This is a genomic window from Spirosoma soli (assembly GCF_042684525.1).
Taxonomy (GTDB): Bacteria; Bacteroidota; Bacteroidia; order Cytophagales; family Spirosomataceae; genus Spirosoma; species Spirosoma soli.
This window is the reverse complement of sequence record NZ_JBHULN010000024.1, coordinates 63,158-86,483: the sequence shown is the minus strand read 5'-3', so window position 1 is coordinate 86,483 and position 23,326 is coordinate 63,158. Positions and strand designations below refer to the sequence as shown.

Annotated in this window: 17 protein-coding genes; 10 read left to right on the top strand and 7 right to left on the bottom strand. The window is 50.9% G+C overall.

All coding sequences use genetic code 11. From position 1 onward, the window contains the following. Nucleotides 1-9: 9 nt before the first annotated feature. Both ACFSUS_RS26120 and ACFSUS_RS26115 read right to left on the bottom strand, forming a co-directional pair. Nucleotides 10-912, bottom strand: coding sequence for a hypothetical protein (locus ACFSUS_RS26120; RefSeq protein WP_381527487.1), 903 nt, complete (start codon nucleotides 910-912; stop codon nucleotides 10-12). 15 nt (nucleotides 913-927) lie between these two features. After that, entirely contained in the window at nucleotides 928-2,109 is a 1,182-nt protein-coding gene (locus ACFSUS_RS26115; RefSeq protein ID WP_381527485.1) for a hypothetical protein, read from the bottom strand. A 46-nt stretch (nucleotides 2,110-2,155) separates the two neighbouring features. Between ACFSUS_RS26115 and ACFSUS_RS26110 the strand changes: the two genes are divergently transcribed. Next, entirely contained in the window at nucleotides 2,156-3,394 is a 1,239-nt protein-coding gene (locus ACFSUS_RS26110) for an aspartate aminotransferase family protein (protein ID WP_381527483.1), read from the top strand. Between the two features lie 225 nt (nucleotides 3,395-3,619). Here the strand turns inward: ACFSUS_RS26110 and ACFSUS_RS26105 are convergent, their stop codons facing one another. The 4 genes from ACFSUS_RS26105 to ACFSUS_RS26090 form a co-directional block, all read right to left on the bottom strand. Further along, nucleotides 3,620-4,489, bottom strand: coding sequence for a TspO/MBR family protein (locus ACFSUS_RS26105; protein WP_381527481.1), 870 nt, complete (start codon nucleotides 4,487-4,489; stop codon nucleotides 3,620-3,622). A gap of 395 nt (nucleotides 4,490-4,884) precedes the next feature. Then, nucleotides 4,885-5,541, bottom strand: coding sequence for a MarR family winged helix-turn-helix transcriptional regulator (locus ACFSUS_RS26100; RefSeq protein WP_381527478.1), 657 nt, complete (start codon nucleotides 5,539-5,541; stop codon nucleotides 4,885-4,887). A gap of 108 nt (nucleotides 5,542-5,649) precedes the next feature. After that, on the bottom strand, nucleotides 5,650-6,933 hold the full coding sequence (locus tag ACFSUS_RS26095; protein WP_381527476.1) for an Hsp70 family protein: 1,284 nt from the start codon (nucleotides 6,931-6,933) through the stop codon (nucleotides 5,650-5,652). Between the two features lie 187 nt (nucleotides 6,934-7,120). Beyond that, nucleotides 7,121-8,494 (bottom strand): MATE family efflux transporter, encoded by a 1,374-nt coding sequence (locus tag ACFSUS_RS26090; RefSeq protein WP_381527473.1) that lies wholly within the window; start codon nucleotides 8,492-8,494, stop codon nucleotides 7,121-7,123. 148 nt (nucleotides 8,495-8,642) lie between these two features. Here ACFSUS_RS26090 and ACFSUS_RS26085 point away from each other — a divergent pair, with 148 nt between their 5' ends. Beyond that, nucleotides 8,643-11,369, top strand: coding sequence for a TonB-dependent receptor domain-containing protein (locus ACFSUS_RS26085; protein WP_381527471.1), 2,727 nt, complete (start codon nucleotides 8,643-8,645; stop codon nucleotides 11,367-11,369). Nucleotides 11,370-11,752: 383 nt separating this feature from the next. Here the strand turns inward: ACFSUS_RS26085 and ACFSUS_RS26080 are convergent, their stop codons facing one another. Further along, nucleotides 11,753-13,339 carry an acyl-CoA carboxylase subunit beta gene (locus tag ACFSUS_RS26080; RefSeq protein ID WP_381527469.1) on the bottom strand — a complete coding sequence of 529 codons (1,587 nt, stop codon included), beginning with the start codon at nucleotides 13,337-13,339 and terminating at the stop codon, nucleotides 11,753-11,755. 114 nt (nucleotides 13,340-13,453) lie between these two features. Here ACFSUS_RS26080 and ACFSUS_RS26075 point away from each other — a divergent pair, with 114 nt between their 5' ends. From ACFSUS_RS26075 to ACFSUS_RS26040, 8 genes are all read left to right on the top strand, one after another. After that, nucleotides 13,454-14,185, top strand: a complete 732-nt coding sequence (locus ACFSUS_RS26075) for a hypothetical protein (RefSeq protein WP_381527466.1) — start codon at nucleotides 13,454-13,456, stop codon at nucleotides 14,183-14,185. Then, nucleotides 14,182-15,225: a type IX secretion system protein PorQ gene (gene porQ / locus ACFSUS_RS26070; protein WP_381527464.1), complete on the top strand. Its 1,044-nt coding sequence runs from the start codon at nucleotides 14,182-14,184 to the stop codon at nucleotides 15,223-15,225. Before ACFSUS_RS26075 ends, porQ begins: the two co-directional genes overlap by 4 nt. A gap of 179 nt (nucleotides 15,226-15,404) precedes the next feature. Continuing rightward, nucleotides 15,405-18,023, top strand: a complete 2,619-nt coding sequence (locus tag ACFSUS_RS26065) for a DUF5686 and carboxypeptidase-like regulatory domain-containing protein (protein ID WP_381527463.1) — start codon at nucleotides 15,405-15,407, stop codon at nucleotides 18,021-18,023. An 11-nt stretch (nucleotides 18,024-18,034) separates the two neighbouring features. Continuing rightward, on the top strand, nucleotides 18,035-19,078 hold the full coding sequence (locus tag ACFSUS_RS26060; RefSeq protein WP_381527461.1) for a hypothetical protein: 1,044 nt from the start codon (nucleotides 18,035-18,037) through the stop codon (nucleotides 19,076-19,078). A 26-nt stretch (nucleotides 19,079-19,104) separates the two neighbouring features. Further along, complete coding sequence (locus tag ACFSUS_RS26055) at nucleotides 19,105-19,923, top strand: cytidylyltransferase domain-containing protein (RefSeq protein ID WP_381527459.1); 819 nt, start codon at nucleotides 19,105-19,107, stop codon at nucleotides 19,921-19,923. 3 nt (nucleotides 19,924-19,926) lie between these two features. Continuing rightward, the gene (locus ACFSUS_RS26050; RefSeq protein WP_381527457.1) at nucleotides 19,927-20,784 is read left to right on the top strand and encodes a transketolase; all 858 of its coding nucleotides are present in this window, start codon (nucleotides 19,927-19,929) and stop codon (nucleotides 20,782-20,784) included. A 99-nt stretch (nucleotides 20,785-20,883) separates the two neighbouring features. Next, a complete protein-coding gene (locus tag ACFSUS_RS26045) occupies nucleotides 20,884-21,798 on the top strand; it encodes a transketolase family protein (protein WP_381527455.1) in 915 nt (304 codons plus the stop codon). Between the two features lie 106 nt (nucleotides 21,799-21,904). Then, the gene (locus tag ACFSUS_RS26040) at nucleotides 21,905-23,242 is read left to right on the top strand and encodes an aminotransferase class III-fold pyridoxal phosphate-dependent enzyme (protein ID WP_381527453.1); all 1,338 of its coding nucleotides are present in this window, start codon (nucleotides 21,905-21,907) and stop codon (nucleotides 23,240-23,242) included. Nucleotides 23,243-23,326: the final 84 nt, after the last annotated feature.

The following is a 23,326-nucleotide window of genomic DNA, read 5'->3' as shown; positions in this document are numbered from 1 at the left end:
CCGAACGCTTTATTTTCCGATGCGTAGGTGGTAGCTGGCAAACGGCGTGAAGGTAAGTAAGGCGGTGCTGTTCCGCTCAAAAATAAGCGGAATGTAAGCTGCCAGGTCAAACGCGTGCCGCCGACGATCAAAGCGAACACCCGCAGAGGCTATGCCAGCAAACGTAGCCGTACCGCTCCCAAACAAGACAAAGTTTTCGCTGATGAACGTCAGCTTGGGGCTTACCTTCCGGACTAGCCCAAACGTACCAATAAAACTTCTGGACACATCACCATTGGCAATGCTCCATCCTAATCCATACGTAGTGTTATTCTGCCGATCGCCCGTTGTAACCATCCCTTGTAGATAACCAATATTGGCATAAAGACCCTTGTTGAACAAGAAATTATCGAACCGCACGGCGGCATACTGGCCATTTACTCCCAACCGAACGCGGTCTCCAAGCGGAAACGACACTTTGGTATTTACGCTAAAAATATTGGTAGGTCCAAACGTAAAAAAAGTAGTACCAACGCTCCAGTTATCATTAATACCGTATTCAAACTGGCTGAAATACAGAAAATAATTGCGAAAATAAACGCGCCCCTTTTCGGCCGAAAAGGCTGTGGGGGCAATCCGCATGGTCTGCGAAAACAAGTTTGGAAACCCCTCCCCTTCGGCATGGGTGCCTACCTGCTCCATCCGAACAATCTGATCCGACTTCAGCCGAATTTCACCCAGGTTACTGGTTCGGATCAACGCTTCCGAACTGTCTTGTCGGATCAGTTCGCCCCGTAGCTGCGTACCATCTTTTAGCGTTATCGTGTACACTCGCTTAGTGGGCGAAGGCTCGTTAGTCTTTTGATAATACTCATCTTGTGCCACCACCCCAAACGGCAGCAAATACACAAGCACCCATAAAAGTTGCTTCATGAATGTTAGTACGAGTTAGTCGCGTCCGATAATCAGGTTATAGCCGAGGTATGGGAAAAACCGTACGGACTTATTGTCGTACAGCATGGGTCGCTTGTAGATAAGCCCGAATACTCCCAGATCGAAGGCATGACGTCGGCGGTCAATACGTAGGGCAAATGAAGCACTGACTCGCTCTTCGTTATAGATCGAGTATTGGTCACCCAGGTTAAACCGGTTGTCGCTAAGGAGGGTCAAACCGCGCGATACTTTTTGCATAATACCCAGCGACAAAAATGTCTGGTTATCGAAGCGAGTATACAGTCCTCCACCTGGACCAAACCCAGTCTGTAGCTTTGCTCTGGGTACGGCTATGCCATAACCCACCGTTACGTTACGCTGACTACTGCCGATTGTGGCCAGCGCCTGCAACGTCCAGGTGCCTCGTGAATTTGTATACATGTACCGTTGATTGGCTTGGTACATAGCGTTGATACCTAGCCGAAACGACTGCCCTAACGGAACACTGAGTTTTGTAAATAGCCTGGAGGCCGATTCCCAGTATTGCCCCGTACCATAGTAGGTATCGGCATAGACCAGATACGGAATGGGTGCAATAAATCGGGCTCCAACGCTCCAGAAACTAGTAATACCGTAGTCAAACTCATTGAGCAGCAACCAGGTATTACGGTAATAAAAGCGTCCTTTTTCGGCGTTGTACGCCGTAAGACCCGACAACAACCAGGGCGAGAATCGATTTGTAAACCCCTGACTACTAGCAGTAAACGTTTCCATTCGGACGGTGTCGACGCGGGCGAGCAGCTCTGGTTCGAAAAAGGTGAGTTGCCCATTGCGTCGGCGCACGGTGATCATGGTGCTGTCACGTTTAACGAATGTACCCTCTACCCGGGCGCCATCCTTCATCACAAAGACAGTGGAAGGAGTACTCGTTTGGGCAGAAACGGTGGTGGCAGAAGACATTGGGCGCTCGCCGGTAATCGACAGCACCTGATCAGCTTCGACGAACGACATGTCGCCGTTCCGCCGTCTGACGCTAATGATGGTGCTATCCTGTCGGATCACTTGCCCCCGCATGACGGTTCCGTCGCGCATGATCAGGTACGACTGTTTACGCTCGGTGTCCTGGGGCGTAATTTTGAAGACTTGCGCCCATACAAGGCATGGAGAAAGCAACAAAACTAAAAGAACTGTTTTCAAGGTTGAGGGTGTTGTTTGTTAAGAAAGCAATATTGATAATTTGATCATGCAATTGGTTACACACCGGCAATTATTTTTTCAGCACGTAGCACAGACCTCAAATTTCCCCTTAGCGTTGGAAATTGACCGGGCCGAAGGGATATATATTTTCGGACCGACGCTCGGTTCAACGGATGATTCGACCCGTTACATGGATCTCATCTCAGGCATTGCCGTGAGTAACGTAGGGCACCGTCACCCAAAAGTGCTGGAGGCCATCCATAACCAATTGGATAAGTACATGCACCTGATGGTCTACGGCGAATATGTGCAAACGCCCCAGACCCAATTGGCCCACGCGCTGGCGCAAACCCTGCCCGCTAGCCTCGACAATGTGTACTTTACCAACTCAGGTACAGAAGCGGTAGAAGGCGCCATGAAACTCGTTAAACGCTACACCAACCGGACCGAAATCATCAGTTGCTTCAACGCTTATCATGGCTCCACGCAAGGCGCTCTGTCGCTTTCCGGCGACGAAAACTTTAAACGTAACTACCGCCCGCTCCTACCGGGCGTACGCCATATTCGGTTTGGTGCCCTACAGGACATCGAGCAAATAACAGACCAAACAGCCGCTGTTGTGATGGAAGTTATCGGCGGTGAAGCGGGTGTCCGCGTACCAGACAGGGCGTATCTGCAAGCCGTTCGTGAGCGCTGTACCGAAGTGGGCGCGCTGCTTATTTTCGACGAAATTCAGACGGGATTCGGCCGGACAGGCACGTTCTGGGCTTTTGAAGGTTTTGGCGTGGTTCCCGATGTGTTGCTATGTGCCAAAGGCATGGGGGGCGGTATGCCCATCGGGGCCTTCATTAGTTCCGCCGAGATTATGGGCGTCTTTAAAGACAACCCTATTTTGGGCCACATCACTACGTTTGGAGGGCATCCGGTATCTTGTGCGGCCTCTCTGGCTACCCTGCAGGTGATTCAGGACGAAAAACTGCATGAGAAAGCGGAAGCAAAAGGCCAGTTGTTCAAGCAATTGCTACAGCATCCGGCCATAAAAGAAGTCCGTGGAAAAGGGCTGATGTTAGCCGCCGAGTTCGAGTCGTTCGAGGTGCTGAAGCCGGTCATTGACCGGGCCATTGCACATGGAGTCATCACCGACTGGTTTCTGTTTTGCAACAACTCGATGCGGATTGCTCCCCCGCTGATCATTACGGAAGCACAAATTCAGGAAGCGTGTGCCGTGATTTTAGAGGCAATTGATCAGCTATATAAAGTTTTAGAACCTCATGAAACTGTTTGAGGTATTGCTGTCGAGCGAAGTTTCAACCTTCGCTTTACTGTTATCCAGTCTGTGACCGGAGCAAATTGCTGTTTCATGCCGGTCACCCATGGCTTTGGTTTGAGACCGGATAACAGCCCGGCCAGTCCGCCGGTGCGGTAGTCTCCAGACTACCGCACCGGCGGACTGGCCGAACCTCAGCGGAAAAATCAAACTGCCTTTATAAGAGTCAGAAAATAACAACGCTTACTCCGGTTCACTCACCGGCTCTGCTTCGGTAAGCACTGGCGATTTATCCGCTTCATTGGTTACGGCCTCTACAGTTTTGCTTACCGGCAAGGCATTCTGCCTGGCACGTAATCGCTCGGTAAAAACGGCGGTCAGCACTAATGCCCAGGCCGCTGCCAGGGCGGCTACCCCATCATTTTTTCCACGCTGTTTAGCAGCAATGCCCACAAAAGCCGCAATCAGCGTCGTTAGGTAGTAGGGATCGTTCAGGCGTTTCGAGACAATTAATCCCAAACCGCCCGTACCGGATAAGACAGCATACGCCAAGCGTCGGGCAACCGCTTTGGGTACCAAGAAACCAGCCTGTTGCAGCAAGTTAGCCCCACTGACAACAGTGGCCGCCGTGAGCCAGCCAGCGTATAGACTGATCGACTTTCGGAGCGTATTTTCCGGCTCTGGCACCTCAGTCTTACCTATTTCCAGCTGCTGGTGCAGCGCCAGCGATGCCGGTAGCATGGAAACGGTGGTTAACCCCGCCCCCACCCGGCTGCGAACATCCTGTCGACTAAAGAAGTAGCCAAATAAGGCGTTCAGGACGTAATTTACGGCCAGCCACGGACGAGCCTTAGCGTAACGAAGATTGTTTTGCTGCGAAGGCAGCGCCTGATGAATAGCTAAGCCTATCGTACCGGTGTAGACAACCGGCCAGACCACGCCAAACGTAGCATTGGCGGGAGTAGTAAGATTGCGATCCAGCTCTTCCTGCTGTTCGTCAGCTAACGTTGTGCGAAAAGCACCCTTGCGTGGGCGGCTGAAAAAGAATGTTCCCAGGATACTACCGATCACCAGCGCGGCAATACCATACCGCTCTACTTGATTGTTTTTCATAGCAATGCAGTCAGTTATTTCAAAAATTGATTAATGGATACTCAAAAGGATGGATAGCTCGTCGTAGGGCAACTATTGATATGCCTTTGCAACCACTCGGCCTTAGTGTATAGCGGGTTGTGGTAGCCAGGCTTATACATTGTGCAGGACGCGCTAAGAAGATTACAGGATTATCGGGCCGTGATTTACTACTGCACTACCCATCAAAATTCCCCCATTGATATCGCGAAGAGATAGTGGCCAACGACAGATCTGGCGCAACAAGAAAGCTTACCGATACCGTACTATGTAAGAATGGCATGTAGTTATAGATAATTTTTTATCTACAACTTAAGCACCGCATTATTGTTCAATATTGTACTATTATTTTTTATATAGTATCTTTATGTACATCATCACTTGTTCATACTGTTGAGCAATCTGTCTAAAGGTTCATCCCGTTGGTCCAGGAAGATGGGATTATGAAAGATGTGTAGCTTTTGTAATAATCCGACCAGCACCATTTTCTCGGATAACGTAAGTGTACCTCCCAATAGAGTCGCTACCTGTCCCATAACTGGCCACATACTGTTCAGTAGCTTCACACCTTTCTCGGTCAGTTTTAGCCGTTTACTACGCTTGTCAACCTCGTCGTTGTACTGCTCCACTAAGTCATTGGCAAGCAATCGCCGGATAATCTCCGTACCGGTTGTTTTTTCCTGAATATTACGTTCGATGAGGTCAATCTTTGTCATGGGCTGATGCGCCCACAACGTAGCGAGATACGTGAAATCATCGTAGGTAACCAGTGGCGTGTTCTCAAGGCCCTTTTTGGTGTACACGCGGGAATAGCGATACAGATACCCAATCAGGATACCTAGCATAACGTCCGGCGATTCGGCCGCTGTGGTGGTAGGCTCTATGGGCGCTGGACGATCAGCCGCTATCTGCATAAGTTGCCTGTTCATCCAGGTTATGAAGTTAAACAACGTTTGCTGCTCAGCCTGAGGCTGTTCCTCTTCAAACGTGGCTACGTAGGTTATTAAGTCCTGGATAAGCTGGTAATTCTTCATACAGCAGATACGTGATGTTCGTGTCTGGTAACAAAAGTACGAAATTGTACTACCTTACAACTAACACACTATATCACCACTCAAAACGAACAGGCACCGGCTCCGGTCTTATCTGGTCGTTACCGTCTGGCCACGTTGGCCGAATTTATACTGACTATCATACCCCAGCCCAAGACCCACGCTGGACAGCTTGTTCTGGTCAGCGATGGCTGCATTCGGAAAAAGCCGTTTGAACTCGGACTGTATTGAACGAACCTCCGTTGACCCACCGGTGAGAATGACTAAGTCGATGACCGCGGGTTGAACGCCAGCATCCTGCAAGCACTGCCTAGCCGATGCTGTTATCTTGTCGACATCATCCTGGATGGCTTCGTTGAATAGGGTTTGCTTGATCGGTATTACAAAATCGGTATCAATAAAGTCGAACGAAGCAAGATGTTCAGCCTCCGACGAAAGCGCAATTTTGGTTTCTTCTGCTCCGGCCAATAATAGGTGTCCGGTTTCATGTTCAAGCACGTCGACCAACCGCTTGTAGCGTTTCTTATCGTGCGACTCATGCATCAGTTGCCGCGTTTGCATGAGCATTTTAGGGGTATACAGAAAGTTCACTTTACTCCATTCGGCCAGGTCATGATAGGGCTTCAGCGGCACTTCCAGTCGTTTGGGTCCGTACGTACTTCGATAGCCTAACTCCGGCATAATTGCGGCCAGACTCAGAGCCTTATCAAAATCATTACCACCGATCCGAACGCCCGTATTGGCTAAGATGTCCGACGAGCGGTCCGGCTTATGAATGAATTGATTCGACAGCCGAATGACGGTAAAGTCAGAGGTACCTCCGCCTAAATCGGCCACAATGGCCAGTTTCTCTCCGCTGATCCGTACTTCGTGGGCAAAGGCCGCGGCAATGGGCTCGAACTGAAATTCGATGTGGGTAAAGCCGATTCGCTGGGCAATGGCTTTAAGCTCGTTCTGCGCCTGTGCGTCCGCTGCGGGGTCGTTATCGACGAAATGAACGGGACGACCCATGACAACGCTGTCGATAGAATGCCCGGCCCATGCATCGGCTTTATCCTTTATATGCCGGAGAAAAGCGGCAATAATAAGGGAAAAATTCATCGGCGCGCCATTGACCAGCGTGCCCTGTTTCATGAGCGATGTACCCAGCACCCGTTTCAAACTGCGCATGAAGCGCCCCTCGTGCCGATTCAAGAACAAATCCACCGCCATCCGGCCGTAGAACGGTTTGTTGTCGGTATGTCGAAAGAAGATCGCACTGGGAATGGTTACATACGTTTCTTCAACCGGCACCAAACTGATGTTGCCATCAAGGGCAACGGCAATAGTTGAGTTCGACGTACCGAAATCGATTCCACAAGAGCTTATTGTCATAGTACTCAATCAAAAATTTTACCATCTGCCACCCACGTAATGTGAATCTAGTAGCGATAGCAGTTATACTGGTTATTAAAGGGTATATACAAGCCGTAATCGCGCATCTGGGCTTACTTACAGTATAAAGTCATTATTAGCGTTTAGTTTTGGAGTAGCCTGGACGGCCACACCGCTTCGCTGTTATTCAACGCCTGGCTAGTATGGCCCGTTCGTGGTAGTAAGTTTCTTTTCTGAGATACGTATACAGTCCGACCAGAAGCAACGTACAGCCCTCGGCCAACGAACGGGATAGCCAGACACCGTTCAGCCCCATCTGAAAATAAGAGGGAAGTAGGCTTATAAACACGCTAACGAATACAACACCTTTCAAGCCATTAATCAGCGTCGACAGCGTCGATTTGCCGATGCTTTGCAGGTAAGCGGATAGGATATAATTGGGACCAGCAGCCAAAAATAACAAGAAGTAGAGTGACATAGCCCCGCCTGCTACCTGCCTGAACTCTTCCGTTTTATCACCCGAAAACAACGTGATGAACAGGTTAGGCGCTACGACCCCAAGCGTGGTTACGATTACGCCAATCACCAGGGTGAAACCAACCGAGAAGCGTACCGTTTCGAGTACGCGTTGGGGTAACCTGGCCCCAATATTGAAAGAGAGGATAGGCAACGATGCAATCATAGCTGCGGTGAAAAGCCGGATAAAAACGAAACTCAGGTAGTTGACTAATCCAAAGGCGGAAACCGCCAGAGAGCCGTAGTTTACCAAGCTATGACTGATGATCAACAGTCCGATCGAGAACGACAGTTCTGAAGCAAACGTAGGCAGCCCAAACGTCAGCAATTCTTTCCATCCACTGTAGTTGAGGGTGAACCGAAACTTGTGAAAGCCGAAATGATTGTTCCCTTTTTGAATGTGCAAAAATAGATAGGTTGCCGAAGCCAGACTCGCTATTACTGTCGCCACTGAAGCACCTTCTACCCCCCAATGCAATCCAACAATAAACAGCAGGTCCAGCACGATATTGGTCGTGACCGCAATCAGCGAAGCATTTCGCGAAATCTTAGGGCTGCCATCATTGCGGACAAACCCACCCCAGAACATGCTCAAGAAGAAAAACGGCAGACCCAATAATTGCCAGAACATATAATCTGCGGTGTTTCTGGCAATGGCGGTGTTACTGCTACCCACCAGAAAGTCAACTACGTATTTTAAGAAAAACGGGGTGCTTACAGCAATGGCTCCACCGAGCACCAACGCCAGTGTAGTAGCAAACTGAAAAATAGTTTGAACACTCCCGTACTCGCCAGCGCCCACCTTTTTGCCGATTAAAATTCCACTCCCAATCACAACGGGAAGTGTCAGGGCAATAAACGTAATAATAACGGGGCCATATAACCCCACGGCCGCCAGTCCCTCTTTTCCAACTTGTTGCCCTAAGAGTATGCCATTGATTACCTGATGAAGCGTTGTGGACAGTATGCTGATCAAAGCCGGGCCGTAATAGCTAAAAAACAAGGACTTGATCGGCGCTTCACCCAGCGGATTTGGTGCATTCATGGGAGCGGGAGGCTAAAAAGGCCGCAAATATACAATTTAACACCACGTGTCGGTTAGCTGGCCTGGCTTGTCTAAGCAAATTATAAGTAACCAGAGACATTAAAATCTAGTTAAACTTTGTAAGCGTTTCTCCTTCACCCGTTTGCTGATGAAACTTTTGTTTTACGTCTTATCGCTTGTCTGCGTAACCATTGTTCAGGTAAAAGCCCAGCAGCCACCACCGGCGTCGAACGGATTGCTCCGGGCCTTGGAAATGCAGCCCGACACGGTGCAACCTTCAGCCCCAACGCGACCCGATACTACCCAATTTAATTCCGCCGACAGACCCGATACGGTACGTCAGTTATCTCCTCAATCTGCCGCTCCAATAACCAACAGAGCAACCGATAGCACTCAATCCAATCCGACCTCGGCCACCGTTCCGGGAATAAACCCACAGACAACCCCAACAAACCCTGCCCAGGCTGAGGAAGCCGTCGGGCGAATTGGGTCGCTGAGCGGACGATTAGTGGCCACGCAGGGCGGTAAAGAACAGGCCGTTCCCTTTGCTAACATTGGGGTGTTCAGAACGAGCGATTCCAGCTCCGTTACGGGCGGATTAACGGACGAGAAAGGAGTTTTTACCATTACAAACCTGGCCCCCGGCGTGTATTACGTGCTGGTGCAAAGCCTTGGCTACGCGTCCAAACGCCTACCTCGTATCACCATCACGGCCGACAATGCAGCCGTGAACCTAGGCACAGTCGTGCTCAACGAAACGGCCCGGCAACTTGACGAAGTTGTTGTGCAGGGGCAGCGTCAGGCGTACGAGTATTCGCTCGATCGGAAGACCATCAATGTCGATCAGCTACCCATTGCCCAGGGGGGGTCGGCCATCGACATTCTGCAAAACGTACCGTCGGTAACGGTCGATGTGGACGGAGCCCTCAGCCTGCGCGGCAGCAGCAACGTAATTGTGCTGGTGGATGGCAAACCCTCGGGTCTGACCGGGCTCGATCGGCAGGCTATCCTGGAGCAGATTCCAGCCAGCAACATCGAGCGCATCGAAATCATTACCAATCCCTCTTCGCGGTTCGATGCCGATGGGGCCGCGGGTATCATCAACATCGTGTTGAAGAAAGAACGGAAAGCCGGTTTCAATGGTACCGTACAGGTCAACGTAGGTACCCGCGACAAATACGACGCGTCGATCAACCTGAACGCCCGCTTCAAACAGCTAAACCTGTTTGGTAGCTATAACTTCCGCGATACCCGACGCTTCCAATACCGGACGTCCGACCGGCAAAACTTTTTTACCGATTCGACCAGCTTCTTATCCCAACGCAACGATGCCATTCGCCGGAGCGCTAATAACAACCTGCGTTTAGGGTTTGATTACACCTTATCGGAGCGCGATAACGTAACGGTTTCGGTGTTGTACCGACCCGAATACAGTTACGATTCTGAGGTCGAAACGTTTAACACGCAGAATGCGAACCGTATTTCTTTAGGGCAAACGCTACGACTTACCGAAGAACGCGAACCCGAACGGGGCCTCGATTATACCTTCGGGTATCGACGAACCTTTACCAAACCAGGGCGCGAGTTATCGGTAGACGCCACCCTGTCGACCAACCGGGGCACCGAAACGCAAAACTTCACCAACTCGACCACCCTACCGGAAAATCTGCTAACGCCCAACTTCCTGATTGGGGAGCAACGGGCCAGCAACAGTGGCGACAATAGAGTTGGGGTCCTGCAAGCAGACTTTGTGGAGCCCTTCAAGAAGAAGCAACGATTCGAGACCGGTCTAAAATACACGTATCGCCGGTTAGGAGCCGATTACATCTTTGAAAACCGGCTGAACGAGGCTTGGGTCAATAACCCAAACATCAGTAATAACTTCATTTACAACGAACAAACCAGCGCGGCTTACGTCAATTTCGGGAATGAACTCAAGAAGTTTAGCTACCAGGTAGGGGTACGCACTGAATATACAACCATCAATACTGACCAGCGAACCACCAATCAGCAATACACACGAGATTACATCTATCTGTTTCCCAGCGCCTTTGTTAATTACAACCTAAACGACGCGCAGAAGTTGCAGGTGAATTACACCCGACGCATTAATCGTCCGTCGGTGCGATCGCTGAACCCGTTTATTGATCTATCTGACCCACTCAATATTCAATTTGGCAACCCGTTTTTAAACCCCGAGCTGATCAACTCGTTCGAGTTAAGTCATCTGTGGACGGGTAAATCAACGTCACTTACATCATCGCTTTTCTTCCGTCAGACCAACAATGAAATTACGAACTATCGCACCTTGCGGGAAGATGGTATTACGGAGCAAACCTCACTGAACCTGAACCGATCCCAGAATTACGGGCTAGAGGTGGTACTGAACCAGGACATCACCAACTGGTGGAAAGCAAACGGTACGTTCACCTTTTTTCAGCGGTCTATTCAGGCTAGCGCCGATGTGCCGGGCATTCTGACCCGCACCAACCGTAGTTGGACAGGTCGTTTAACGTCGGACTTCCGTCCTACCCGCGCCCTGGCCATCCAACTGGCGGTCAACTACCGATCTCCTTTTTTGGTCGCTCAGGGAACGATCAATAGTTTTTTCAATGTCGATATAGGTGTTAAACAGGATGTGCTAAAAGGCCGGGGTACCTTAAGTCTGCGGGTCAGCGATATTTTCAACACCTTACAATTCCGCAGTGACAGCTTTGGTCCCAACTTCTTGGCCACCAGTCTGGGTAAGCGTGAAAGCCGGATTGGTTTTATTGGTTTCAGCTACCGCCTGAGTAAGCAGAAAGCGAAAGAAAAAGAACGCGACGACGACCGCGAGCGGGATAATGCACCGGGAGAGCCGGATTTCAATAATTAATTCCAGACATAGTCAGCAAGGCGTTATTCTATGGCTTATTCACGTTAGGCAGTAGTCTACGGAAACAGTGTGGATAAGGTGCCGACCAACAAGGCTATTCCGAAGATGATGAGTAAGCCAATGATAACGGTTTTAAGCAGGCTACCCGGCTTTTTAGGAGTTGGGTTATTCATAATGTGGCGCTCAGATCAAAAGCGACTTGTTAACAGTGCAAAAGAGTACCAATTGCCGGAGTAATCGACTTCAGTTGTGGAATAAAAATCAGGCAATGATATGACAAGTTTGGATCAATGACTTTTGAAACATTCATCCGAAATCAATTATAATTGAATGGGTGGAGTGTGTTCAGTAAAGTACTAATTTGACACACTTTACCGAACACGCTACAACGGAATATTACCATGTTTTTTCTTCGGCATGGTAGCTACTTTGTTTTCCAGCATCCTGAACGCCCGAATGAGCTTTTGGCGGGTCTGATCGGGCATAATCACTTCATCAATATAGCCCCGGTGAGCCGCCCGGTACGGGTTGGCAAACTTTTCGGTATACTCCTGCACTTTCTCCTGCAACTTGGCCTGGGGGTCTTCGGCTTCAGCAATTTCGCGCTTAAAAATAATCTCAGCGGCTCCACTAGCGCCCATCACGGCAATTTCGGCAGAAGGCCAGGCATAGTTCATATCGGCACCAATGTGCTTGGAGTTCATTACGTCGTAAGCACCACCGTAGGCTTTGCGGGTGATGACCGTTACGCGCGGCACCGTAGCTTCGCAGAAAGCATATAAAAGTTTGGCGCCATTGGTAATGATGCCGTTCCACTCCTGGTCGGTGCCGGGCAAAAAACCAGGCACATCTTCAAGCACGAGTAGTGGTACGTTGAAGCTGTCGCAGAAGCGCACGAACCGCGCGGCTTTGGTGCTGGCGTTGATGTCTAGCACGCCCGCCAGCACGGCAGGCTGGTTCCCTACAATACCAATGCTTCGTCCGCCGATCCGCGCGAAACCCACCACAATGTTTTCCGCAAAATTCTTGTGGACCTCCATAAACGAATCAGCATCAACCAACTCCTCGATTACCTCCCGCATGTCGTAGGGCTGATTCGGATTGTCGGGGATGAGGCTGTTCAGCGTCGGCCGAACCTCATCGCCCGCTTCATAAGGCAGCATGGGCGGCTCGTCTTCGCAGTTTTGTGGGATATAGCTAAGCAGCTGTTTTAAATGCTGAATGCAGGCCAGTTCGTTTTCGCAGGCAAAATGCGTCACCCCCGATTTAGTGCTGTGGGTACTGGCGCCCCCCAGTTCTTCAGCCGTAACGGTTTCGTGGGTCACCGTCTTGACGACATTAGGGCCGGTCACAAACATATAGCTCGTGTTCTCGACCATGAAAATAAAATCGGTGATGGCCGGGCTGTACACCGCTCCTCCCGCACAGGGCCCCATAATGGCTGATAATTGTGGAATTACGCCCGAGGCTCGGGTATTACGGTAGAAAATATCAGCATAGCCCGCCAGCGATAACACGCCTTCCTGAATCCGGGCACCACCCGAGTCGTTGAGACCAATGATGGGCGCTCCGTTTTGCATGGCTAAGTCCATCACCTTGCAGATTTTCTCGGCGTGCGTTTCGGACAGGGCACCGCCAAAAACCGTAAAGTCCTGCGCAAACACGTACACCAGACGTCCATCGACTGTTCCGTAACCGGTTACGACGCCATCGCCAAGGTAGTGTTCTTTATCAAGACCAAAATCGCGGGTGCGGTGCATCACAAACTTGCCAATTTCCTCGAAGGAACCTTCGTCCAGCAGCAAGGCGATACGTTCGCGCGCTGTAAGCTTTCCTTTACCATGTTGAGCATCAATGCGTTTCTGTCCGCCACCAAGTTCAGCCTCGGCGTTTTTCCGGGCCAATAGTTCTGTTTTTGAAGGTTTGTTGAGACCAGTATGTTGAGTATCAGAGCGGGTTTCAGTCTGCATGGAGTTGGTTTTAGCAAAATCAGTACGGGCAAAGTTAATTTTTCTTTATGAATCCAACGGATCAAATCAATTTTGTATCCTTATCGAGGATTTGCCACTTAACTCGAAAACGCTATGAACCGCTTGTACATCCTGTTGACGTACCTGTTATTTAGCAGTGCGTTATCGCTCGGTCAGGACTCAACGGTAACACTCCGGCGGGTTCCTCGTTCGATTGTTAAGTTGGCCCCTCTCTCTCTCCTGGATCAGGATGCAACCGTACAGGGTGGTTTGGAGTACCGTACCGGAGCAAAGACTTCTGTGCAGGCTGAGTTTGGCTATGGTTGGAAAGGCTTATCGCCCTTTACGGCTGATCTCGACGATTACGTTAAAGCGGAAGTGTGGCGAACCCGGGCTGAGGTCCGCTTCTATAATGGTCGTTACCGAACCAACCGTCGACGAGACATTGCCATAAAGAGTAGCTTTCCTCTGGGAAACTACTGGGCTATAGAGGCTTTAAGCAAGCGAATTAACGTCATAAATCAGGAGTTCAAATGGCAGGACCCATCCTCCAGTGCTAAACCCGAATACGTGGGTTCGATGCGCATCAGTCGGTATGTGCTGGGTACACATCTAAAAATTGGTCGGCAATTTGCGTTTTATGATCCGATTCATCGCAGCTTTTCGCGAACATTACTCGATATTTACCTCGGAGCCGGTGTTCGATGGGCTTTCAACGACATTGCTGACACAGGCACACCACCTCATTCCTATTGCGGCTGTGGCCTGGGACGCTCGTTTACCCAAAAGGAGAACCAACTGACCCCAAGCATAACGGCCGGGCTAAAAGTAGGCTTTGCACTTTGAAACAATACAGCTTTGTTGTTCTACTACTTTTAGTAACGGTAGGTGGCTACGCCCAACCCCTGGGTGGACAGCGCGTCTTTTCGTTTCTGGATTTGCCCACTCACGCCCGCGTCGCAGCGTTGGGCGGACAAATCGCTACAGCAACTCAGCCCGACGGCGCTTATCACCTCAACAACCCAGCGCTGGCCGATTCGATCCGGAATAATCAATTATCCATCAGCCTGATGCCCTATCTGGCCGCGGCTAAATATTACACTTTACAATATGGACTGCCCATCAAGTCAAGTGAAACGGCCCGGCGCTCCCGATGGGCGGTTGGCTTGCAATATCTCACCTACGGGCAGTTTACCCTGACAGATCCAGCCGGAAACTCGCTCGGTACGTTCTCGGCCAACGACTATGCTCTGAGCCTTTCTCACGCCCATACCGAGGGCAACTTTACGCTTGGGGCTACCCTTAAAGCCGTTGGGTCGTCCATTGAAACGTATTCGGCATTCGGAGTCTTAGCCGATTTTGGCGGCATCTGGCGGCATCCTACCAAAAACCTGACGTTCGGGTTGGTAGCCAAAAACGCGGGCTATCTGCTTAAGAACTATGGACCGGCGGATGCTGACTTGCCCTTCGATCTTCAGGCTGGGGTAACCGTTAAACCCAAACACGCCCCCATCCGGCTGACGTTAACCGCTCACCACCTTCAGCGATTCGACATCAGTTACGACGATCCGAACCTCAATGTACGCTACGATCTAAACGGCAACCCCATTCCGCGGACGGTGAGCGTGGTCGAAAAAGCCGCCCGGCACCTGAGCATCGGAGCAGAACTGCTCATTAGCCGTAACGTGCATTTGTTAGTCGGCTACAACCACCAGAAACGGCAGGAAGGCCGACTCACTACGTTTGGCGGGGCCGCTGGCATCTCGTTCGGAGCATCGGTACAAGCCCGCGGTTTTCAACTCACCTATGGGCGATTCACGGCCGTACCCACCGCCGGAACCAGCCAGCTATCGTTGCGAATCGATCTGGAACAACTTCTTAAATAAGTCTACGTATCACCGCTATTTTGTTAGACAAAACGGGGTAATCGTTTCTTTTAAACAAGAATTTAAATCGATTATTGAAAAGAGAAAACTTTTTTAAAAGTTAGATTGTATGTAGGTCGTCAACCGGGTTTACTTGTTTGAATACTGGTTGATTCCATCATTCATCGACTGCTTACTTTATGGACGACAACTATCCGGAATCGTCTGTGCTACGAGTTCATCGCTCGTTATCGGCTGCCTCCAACCTAACTTGGCTGGTCTATTTTATTTTGCTCTTCGCCACTGGTTTTCAAAGCTTTGGCCAAAAAACAATCCTTCGGGGTAAGGTTGTAAACGCTCGAACCAATGAAGTTGTTGAGTTTGCCAACGTCCTACTGGTTGGCACAACCCTGGGCACTCAGTCCGACCTGAATGGCGCATACGCCTTAGAACTTTCTCCCGGTACGGTAACCATTAAAGCGTCGTTCGTTGGGTACGCGGCCGAGTCCCGAACGCTTCTCATCGATGGCACTCAGAAAGTCATTACACTGAATTTTCGGTTGCAGCCTCAGCAAAAAAACTTGTCGGAAGTAACAGTACGCGGGAAGCGCGAACGGTACCGAAATAAAGACAATCCGGCGGTTGCGCTGATCGAAAAAGTGATTGGGCACAAACAGCAGAACCGAAAAGAATCCTTCTCTTTCTATCAGTATAACAAGTACGAAAAGATCGAATTTGACCTCAGTAATATTTCCGAGAAGTTTCGCAATCGCCGTTCGCTCAAGAAGTTTGATTTTGTCTTTAACTACCTCGATACCTCGCAGGTAACGGGCAAAGTCAACCTACCCATCTATTTAAAGGAATCCGTCTCCAACGTCTTCTACAGCCACAATCCTGAGCGCAAAAAAGAGTTTGTGGAAGGCGAAAAAATGACGGGCCTGGGTAATTACGTGGACAACAACGGCATCAAGGTATACCTCGAAACCTTGTATCAGGATGTTAATGTCTACGACAACAACATTTCGTTGTTAGCCCAGCAGTTCCTGGGGCCGACAGCCCCGTTAGCTCCTCAGTTTTACAAATACGTCATCATCGACTCGACCACTCTCAACGGCACTCGGTGTGTGAATCTGGGGTTTTCGCCACGCAACAAGACCGACTTGCTCTTTCAGGGCACTATGGCCATTGCGCTGGATTCAAGCTACGCGATCCGGAAAGTAATCATGGGCTTCTCCAAAGACATTAACGTCAACTTTGTCACGGACATGCGCCTGGCTCAGGAGTACAATTTTGTTCAGGATCAGGGGCTTATGCTTACCAAAGACGAACTGGCCATTGAGTTCAATCTGCTCAAAAAAGAGAATGGCATGGGCTTGTTCGGGCAACGGAGCGTATCGTACCGCAACTATGTTGTCAATCAACCCATTGATCCGAAGCGCTTCTCCGGGCTATCGAACGACGTCAGCAAAGATGCGCTGACGCATGACGACAGCTTCTGGGCACAGGCCCGACACGAGCCATTATCGAGCAAAGAGCAAGGTATTTATGCCATGGTCGATAGTGTTCGAAAGGTACCGCTGTTTCAGAAGTTTATGAACACAGCACTGTTTCTGTTGGAAGGCTATAAGTCGGTTGGACCATTTGAGATTGGGCCAGTGAGTACGTTTTATAGCTTCAACCCGGTAGAAGGATTCCGGCTACGCCTTGGCGGGCGCACCACCACAACCTTCAGCGATCGCATGGCCTTCGAGACCTACGGGGCCTATGGTTTCCGGGACAAACGGTTCAAATACTTTGCTGCGGCCACCTTCTCCCTTACTGACCATAATACCTATACGTATCCAATTAAACACATACAGGTCAGCGTTCAGAACGAGTTGAAGATTCCAGGCCAGGAACTACAGTTCGTGCAGGAGGATAACTTTCTGCTTTCCTTTAAGCGAGGCCCTAATAATCGCCGTACCTATAATCAGGTGATGCAGGTTGATTATCTGAACGAATCGAAAAGTGGTTTAGCCCTGAATCTGAACGTCAAACGTATAGAGCAAACACCGGCCGGGGCGTTGACCTTTGACCAGTATACCCCCGAAGGCGCCATCACCCCAATTCCCAACGTTATTAGCACCGAGCTCACGGCGGGACTGCGTTACGCCCCTCACGAACAGTTTTACCAGGGCAAGAATTACCGCGTTCCCATCGTCAACAAATACCCTATTATTCAACTCCGGTACACGGCGGGCATTAAAAATCTGCTGGGTGGGCAGTATACGTTCCAGCGGCTCATGGCCTACGCCAACAAACGATTTTATGTTACGCCCATTGGCTACACCGACGTAACCCTGGAGGGCGGGCAAACCTTTGGCCAGGTGCCCTTTCCGCTCCTGACCATTCACCGCGCCAACCAGACTTATGCTTATCAACCAGAATCGTACAACATGATGAATTTCCTGGAGTTCGTCAGCGATCACTACGGAGCCATTTTTGTCGACCATTATTTCAATGGCTTCATTTTTAATAAGATTCCGCTGATAAAAAAGCTTCGGCTGCGCGAAGTCATTACCTTTAAAAGTCTGTGGGGTGGCTTACGTCCTGAAAACAGACCGGGGCCAGATACTAATTTAATGCGACTCCCAACGAACGAAACCGGTGAACCCGTGTCTTTTGCTCTGGGGTCGAAACCCTACATGGAAGCGAGCGTGGGGATAGCTAATATTTTCAAAATTCTGCGAGTCGATTTAGTAAAGCGCCTGACCTATCTGGAGAATCCGCTGGCACCGCAAGGATACGGCGTTCGCTTTCGGATGAAATTCGACTTCTAAGCCCCTTCAACGTGAGAAAAAAGATCCTGTTCATTGTCGGCTCGGTTAACCAAACCTCGCAGATGCACCAGATTTCGGCGCAGCTAGCCGATGAGTACGACTGTTGGTTCAGTCAGTTTTATGCCGACGCTAAACTTATTAACTGGGGGGTTCGGCAAGGCTGGCTCGATCATACGATCCTGGCGGGTAAGTTCCGCACCGATGCCGAATCGTATCTGCGCACCAACCAGCTGAAGATTGATTATCGGGCTCAACAGAATAAATACGATCTGGCCGTGGTCTGCACCGACCTGATTGTGCCCAGCGCCATTCGGGCTACCAGAAGCATCTGGGTGCAGGAAGGTATGATTGATGAAGTGACCTGGTTAACTAAAGCGGTTAAGGCTCTAGGCTTGCCCCGCTATTTCAGCGTGGGCACCTCGCTCAACGGCTCGTCGAACCTTTGCAACGTGTATTGTACTGCGTCAGAGGGCTATAAGTCGTTTTTTGCCAAGATGGGCACCGACGCCCAGAAGATCTTTGTAACGGGCATTCCTAACTTCGACAACGTCCGTCAGTTTTTGCGGAATGACTTTCCGCATCGCGACTACGTCATGGTTGCGACATCGGACATCCGCGAGACGTTCCGCTCCGAAGACCGGCCAGCCTTTATCAAACGAGCCGTCGAGATGGCCAATGGCCGACAGCTGCTTTTCAAACTGCACCCTAATGAAGTCTGGGAACGCGCCGAAGCGGAGATCCGGGCCATTGCCCCGGCTGACACGTTGATTTTCCAGCAGGGTAACACCAATGAAATGATCGCTAACTGTGCCGAATTGATCACCCAATACTCAACCGTAGTCTATGTGGGTATGGCACTCGGCAAACCGGTTTCGTCCTATTTTGATCTGGACGAGCTTCGGCGGCTGACACCCATCCAGAACGGAGGCACATCGGCCGCAACCATCGCTCGTATCTGCCGTGACTTCCTGAAATTCGACGGCCAACGTGAAGATTTTGTTAAATCGTATCAGTACGAGCCTCAGGGGCATGGTCGGGAACACCTTTCGCTGTAAATCGCACTATCAACCGTAAGCTTCCGATGCCAACCCCGCACATCGTCGTTATCGTTCAGGCCCGGATGTCATCGAGTCGCCTGCCGGGAAAAGTCCTATTGCCAATTCTTGGCCGCCCGCTACTGGCCCGTATGCTCGAACGCCTGAACAAGTGCCAAACGCCATTCACGACGGTTGTTGCCACCTCGACCGATTCGGCGGATGATTGCATTGAGGAGTTTTGCCGAGCCGAACACGTAGCCGTTTACCGGGGCAGCCTGACCGATTGTCTCGACCGACACGAGCAGATTGCCCAGCAATGGAACGCCGACCTAGCCGTCAAGATCCCTTCCGACTGCCCGCTAATTGATCCGCGCATCGTAGATAGCGTACTCCGTTTCTATCTTGCCCATCAAGAGGAGTACGACTTCGTGAGTAACTTGCATCCCGCCACCTGGCCCGATGGTAACGATGTCGAAATCATGACCCGCTCCTGCCTGCACCGGACCTGGGCCGAAGCCGCCAAACCCCTCGAACGCGAGCATACAACCCCGTACATTTGGGATAGCGCCCCCGAGCAGTTTCGCATTGGGAACGTAGCATGGTCAACGGGCTTAGATTATTCTATGAGTCACCGCTTCACCATCGATTATCCGGAAGACTACGAGTTCATCCGCACCGTCTACGAAGAACTGTACCCTGCCAACCCTACTTTCTCGTGCGAAGACATCCTGGACCTCCTCAACCGTCGCCCTGACATCTACCAGCTTAATGCTCGTTTTGCGGGTGTCAACTGGTACCGACATCACTTAAGCGAACTTAATACGGTTTCGGCCGATCAGACTAAACAGCTTTTAACTACGTAGTGAATGAATAGTGACGTTTTAAACAATTTACAACAAACGGCGCTTCGTGTCCGTGAGCACATTGTCCGTATGTCTACCGATGGCGGCTGTTTTACCGGGGCATCGCTGTCGGCCACCGACCTGGTTGTGTATCTCTACAAGCAGTTTTTGCGCATCGACCAGGACACACTGACCGATCCGGGCCGCGATTATCTGTTCCTGTCTAAAGGCCACGACGTACCGGCGCTGTATGGTACCTTTGTCGAGTTGGGATGGATGCCAGCCGAGCGGCTGCAAAATCACCTCTCGACCCAGGATTCCGTCTACTGGCACCCCAATGTGAACGTGCCGGGCATTGAGTTTCATTCGGGTTCACTGGGGCATCTGCCGTCGGTAGCTCTGGGGGTAGCCTTGGACTGCAAGATAGGGGGAACGCCCAACAAGGTTGTCTGTATTCTGGGAGATGGCGAACTAAACGAGGGGTCCGTGTGGGAAGCCGTATTAGTAGCCAATGCCTACAAACTCGATAATCTCCTGTTTGTGGTCGACCGTAATTTCTTTCAGGCCAACATGCCCACCGAAGAGCTTATTCCGCTGGAGCCACTGGCCGACAAATTCGCGGCTTTCGGTGCTGCCGTTAAACGCGTTGATGGGCATGATTTCTCAGCCCTGGAAGACGCCCTGTCCACTTTCCCTTTTCAGAAGGATAAGCTCAATGTGCTGATTGCCGACACACGCCGGGGCAAAGGCCTTCCCAGCATTGAAGCCCGCGCTGACCGCTGGTTCTGCAATTTCACCCACGACGAAGTGGATGCGCTGCTTAGCGAACTCCACGGCGAACACGCAGCTACGCTGGAATCCGAAACTTTGGTAGTCCGATGATTTCTAAACACAGAGGAACGGAGGTCACACAAAGGTCACGAAGAAACTCTGTTCGCTCCGTGAACCCTCCGTTCCTCTGTGTTTAAATCTTTTAAAAGAATGACTTACGAAGAACTACTTACTCAAACTGCCCTTGCCGACGAGCGCTTCGTTGTGATGACGGCCGAAAACCGGGCGCTGGTGCGAAACATGCCCGCTACGTTAGGCAACCGGTTTGTCGATACGGGTATCACCGAACAGTGCATGATTGGCACAGCCGCCGGCCTGGCCCTTCGTGGACGCATACCGGTGGTTCATGCACTGGCAGCTTTCCTGTCGATGCGTGCTTACGAATTTATCCGGACTGACGTTGGCATTGGCAACTTACCCGTGAAGCTAAGCAGCTTTATTCCTGGTTTTTTGTCGGACGGCAACGGCCCCACCCACCAGGCCATCGAAGACATAGCACTCATGCGGGGAATTCCAAACATGCAGGTCTTCTGCCCGGCCGATGAGCAGGATTTGCTTCTGATGCTGCCAACGATCTGGGCGTCGACTGCGCCATCCTACGTCCGCATTACCACGCGTCCGGCAACCTATCAGCATCACCTACCGTTCGAGCTGGGTAAGGCCGAAGTGGTAGCAAAGGGTTCCGACGTAACGATTCTGGTGTACGGCATGCTATTCGAGCAGGCATTGATAGCGGCTCATCAACTGCGTGAGGCTGGTCATTCAGTAGGTCTGGTAAACATGCGTAGTTTGAAACCCGTTGACGAACGGGTAATCCTGGACGCCTGTGCTACCTCAGAGTTAGTCGTCACCCTGGAAGATCACTTCATGACGGGCGGTTTGTACAGCATTGTGGCCGAAACGCTGTTGAAACACCGCACAACGGCGAACGTATTCCCCTTCGCCCTTAAAGAAAAGTGGTATAAGCCCGCCCGCCTGAATGAGGTCTTAACCTACGAAGGTTTTACGGGCCCGCAACTGGCCGAAGCGATTACGGCCCAGATGGTAGAGAACTTAGCAGACTGATGAATTAAACACAGAGTGAACACAGGTTGCACAGAAGTCTTGAAGACTCTGTTCACTCTGTGCAATCTCCGTTCGCTTTGTGTTTCAAAAACAATTTACATCATTTATGAACGGTATTCGATTTAACGAAAACTACCCTGACATTTCGGTGTCGGACCAGTACTACGAACGAGCCCTGGCCGTTCAGAAACCCATTACCCAAACGCTGGCCAAAGGACCGGGCCAATTTACGAAGGGAATTGCCCCTAAGTATCTGGACCGGGGGAAAGGCTCACACGTCTGGGACGTCGACGGCAACGAGTTTCTTGATTTCAATGCCGCCATTGGCCCCATCTCCCTAGGTTATTGCTATCCGGCCGTAGATGACGCCATCCGCCGACAACTCGACAAAGGCATTACGTTCTCGCTCATGCATCCGCTTGAGGTTGAGTTGTCAGAGTTGATTCAGGAGGTTATTCCGAATGCCGAAGCGGTCAAAATTAGCAAGACGGGTGCTGACGTCTGTTCGGCCGCGATCCGGGTAGCGCGGGCCTTCACCGGTCGCGAGAAAGTGTTCTGCTGCGGCTACCACGGCTGGCACGACTGGTACATTGCCGTAACAAGCCGTAATGCTGGTATTCCGGATGCCATTCAAGACATGACCTATACGTTCGAGTATAACGACATTGACAGCATCAAAGCCGCCCTCGATGATACGGTAGCCGCCCTGATTCTGGAGCCGTTTATCTTTGAAGCGCCGAAGCCCGGCTTTCTGGAAGAACTAGCGCAGGTCTGTCGCGAAAACGGTACGCTGCTGATCTTCGACGAAATGTGGACTGGTTTCCGCATCGCCTTGGGAGGTGCTCAGGAATATTTTAATGTCACCCCTGATTTGGCTGTTTATTCCAAAGCCTGCGCCAACGGCATGCCCATCGCCCTGTTGACTGGCCGGGCCGATGTCATGGAGCTATTCAACGGCGAGGTGTTTAGCTATACGACGTTCGGTGGAGAAGCTCTTTCGCTGGCGGCCTGCATAGCCACCATCAACGAACTCCGTGAAAAGAGCGTACCGGCTTACCTGAACGAAAAAGGGGGCCTGATTAAAGACGGCTATAACCAGTTGGCCAGCGAACTCGGTATGGCGCACCTGACCAAATGCATTGGGTACAACTGCCGGTCGATGGTAACGTTCGCGCCGGAAGCGGGCAACGGACTGGAGCTAAAAACATTGATGCAGCAGGAAATGATTAAGCGGGGCATCTTGTGGGCGGGCTTTCATAACATGTGCTTTAGCCATTCCGACGAGGACATTGCCTATGCGCTGTCCGCTTATCGTGACGTATTGCCCGTTATGAAAGAAGCCATCGAAAGCGGCAATGTAAAGGCTTATCTGCATGGCGAAGTGCTGGAAGCGGTGTTCCGCAAAACCAGCGACTACAACATCAAACCGAAGGTACCGGCTTAAAAAATTGTTGCCGCATCGACGAACTGGCAGAGATAGACCGAAGCTCAGCGACCCCCACTCTGTGTATCTCTGTGCAATAGCTAA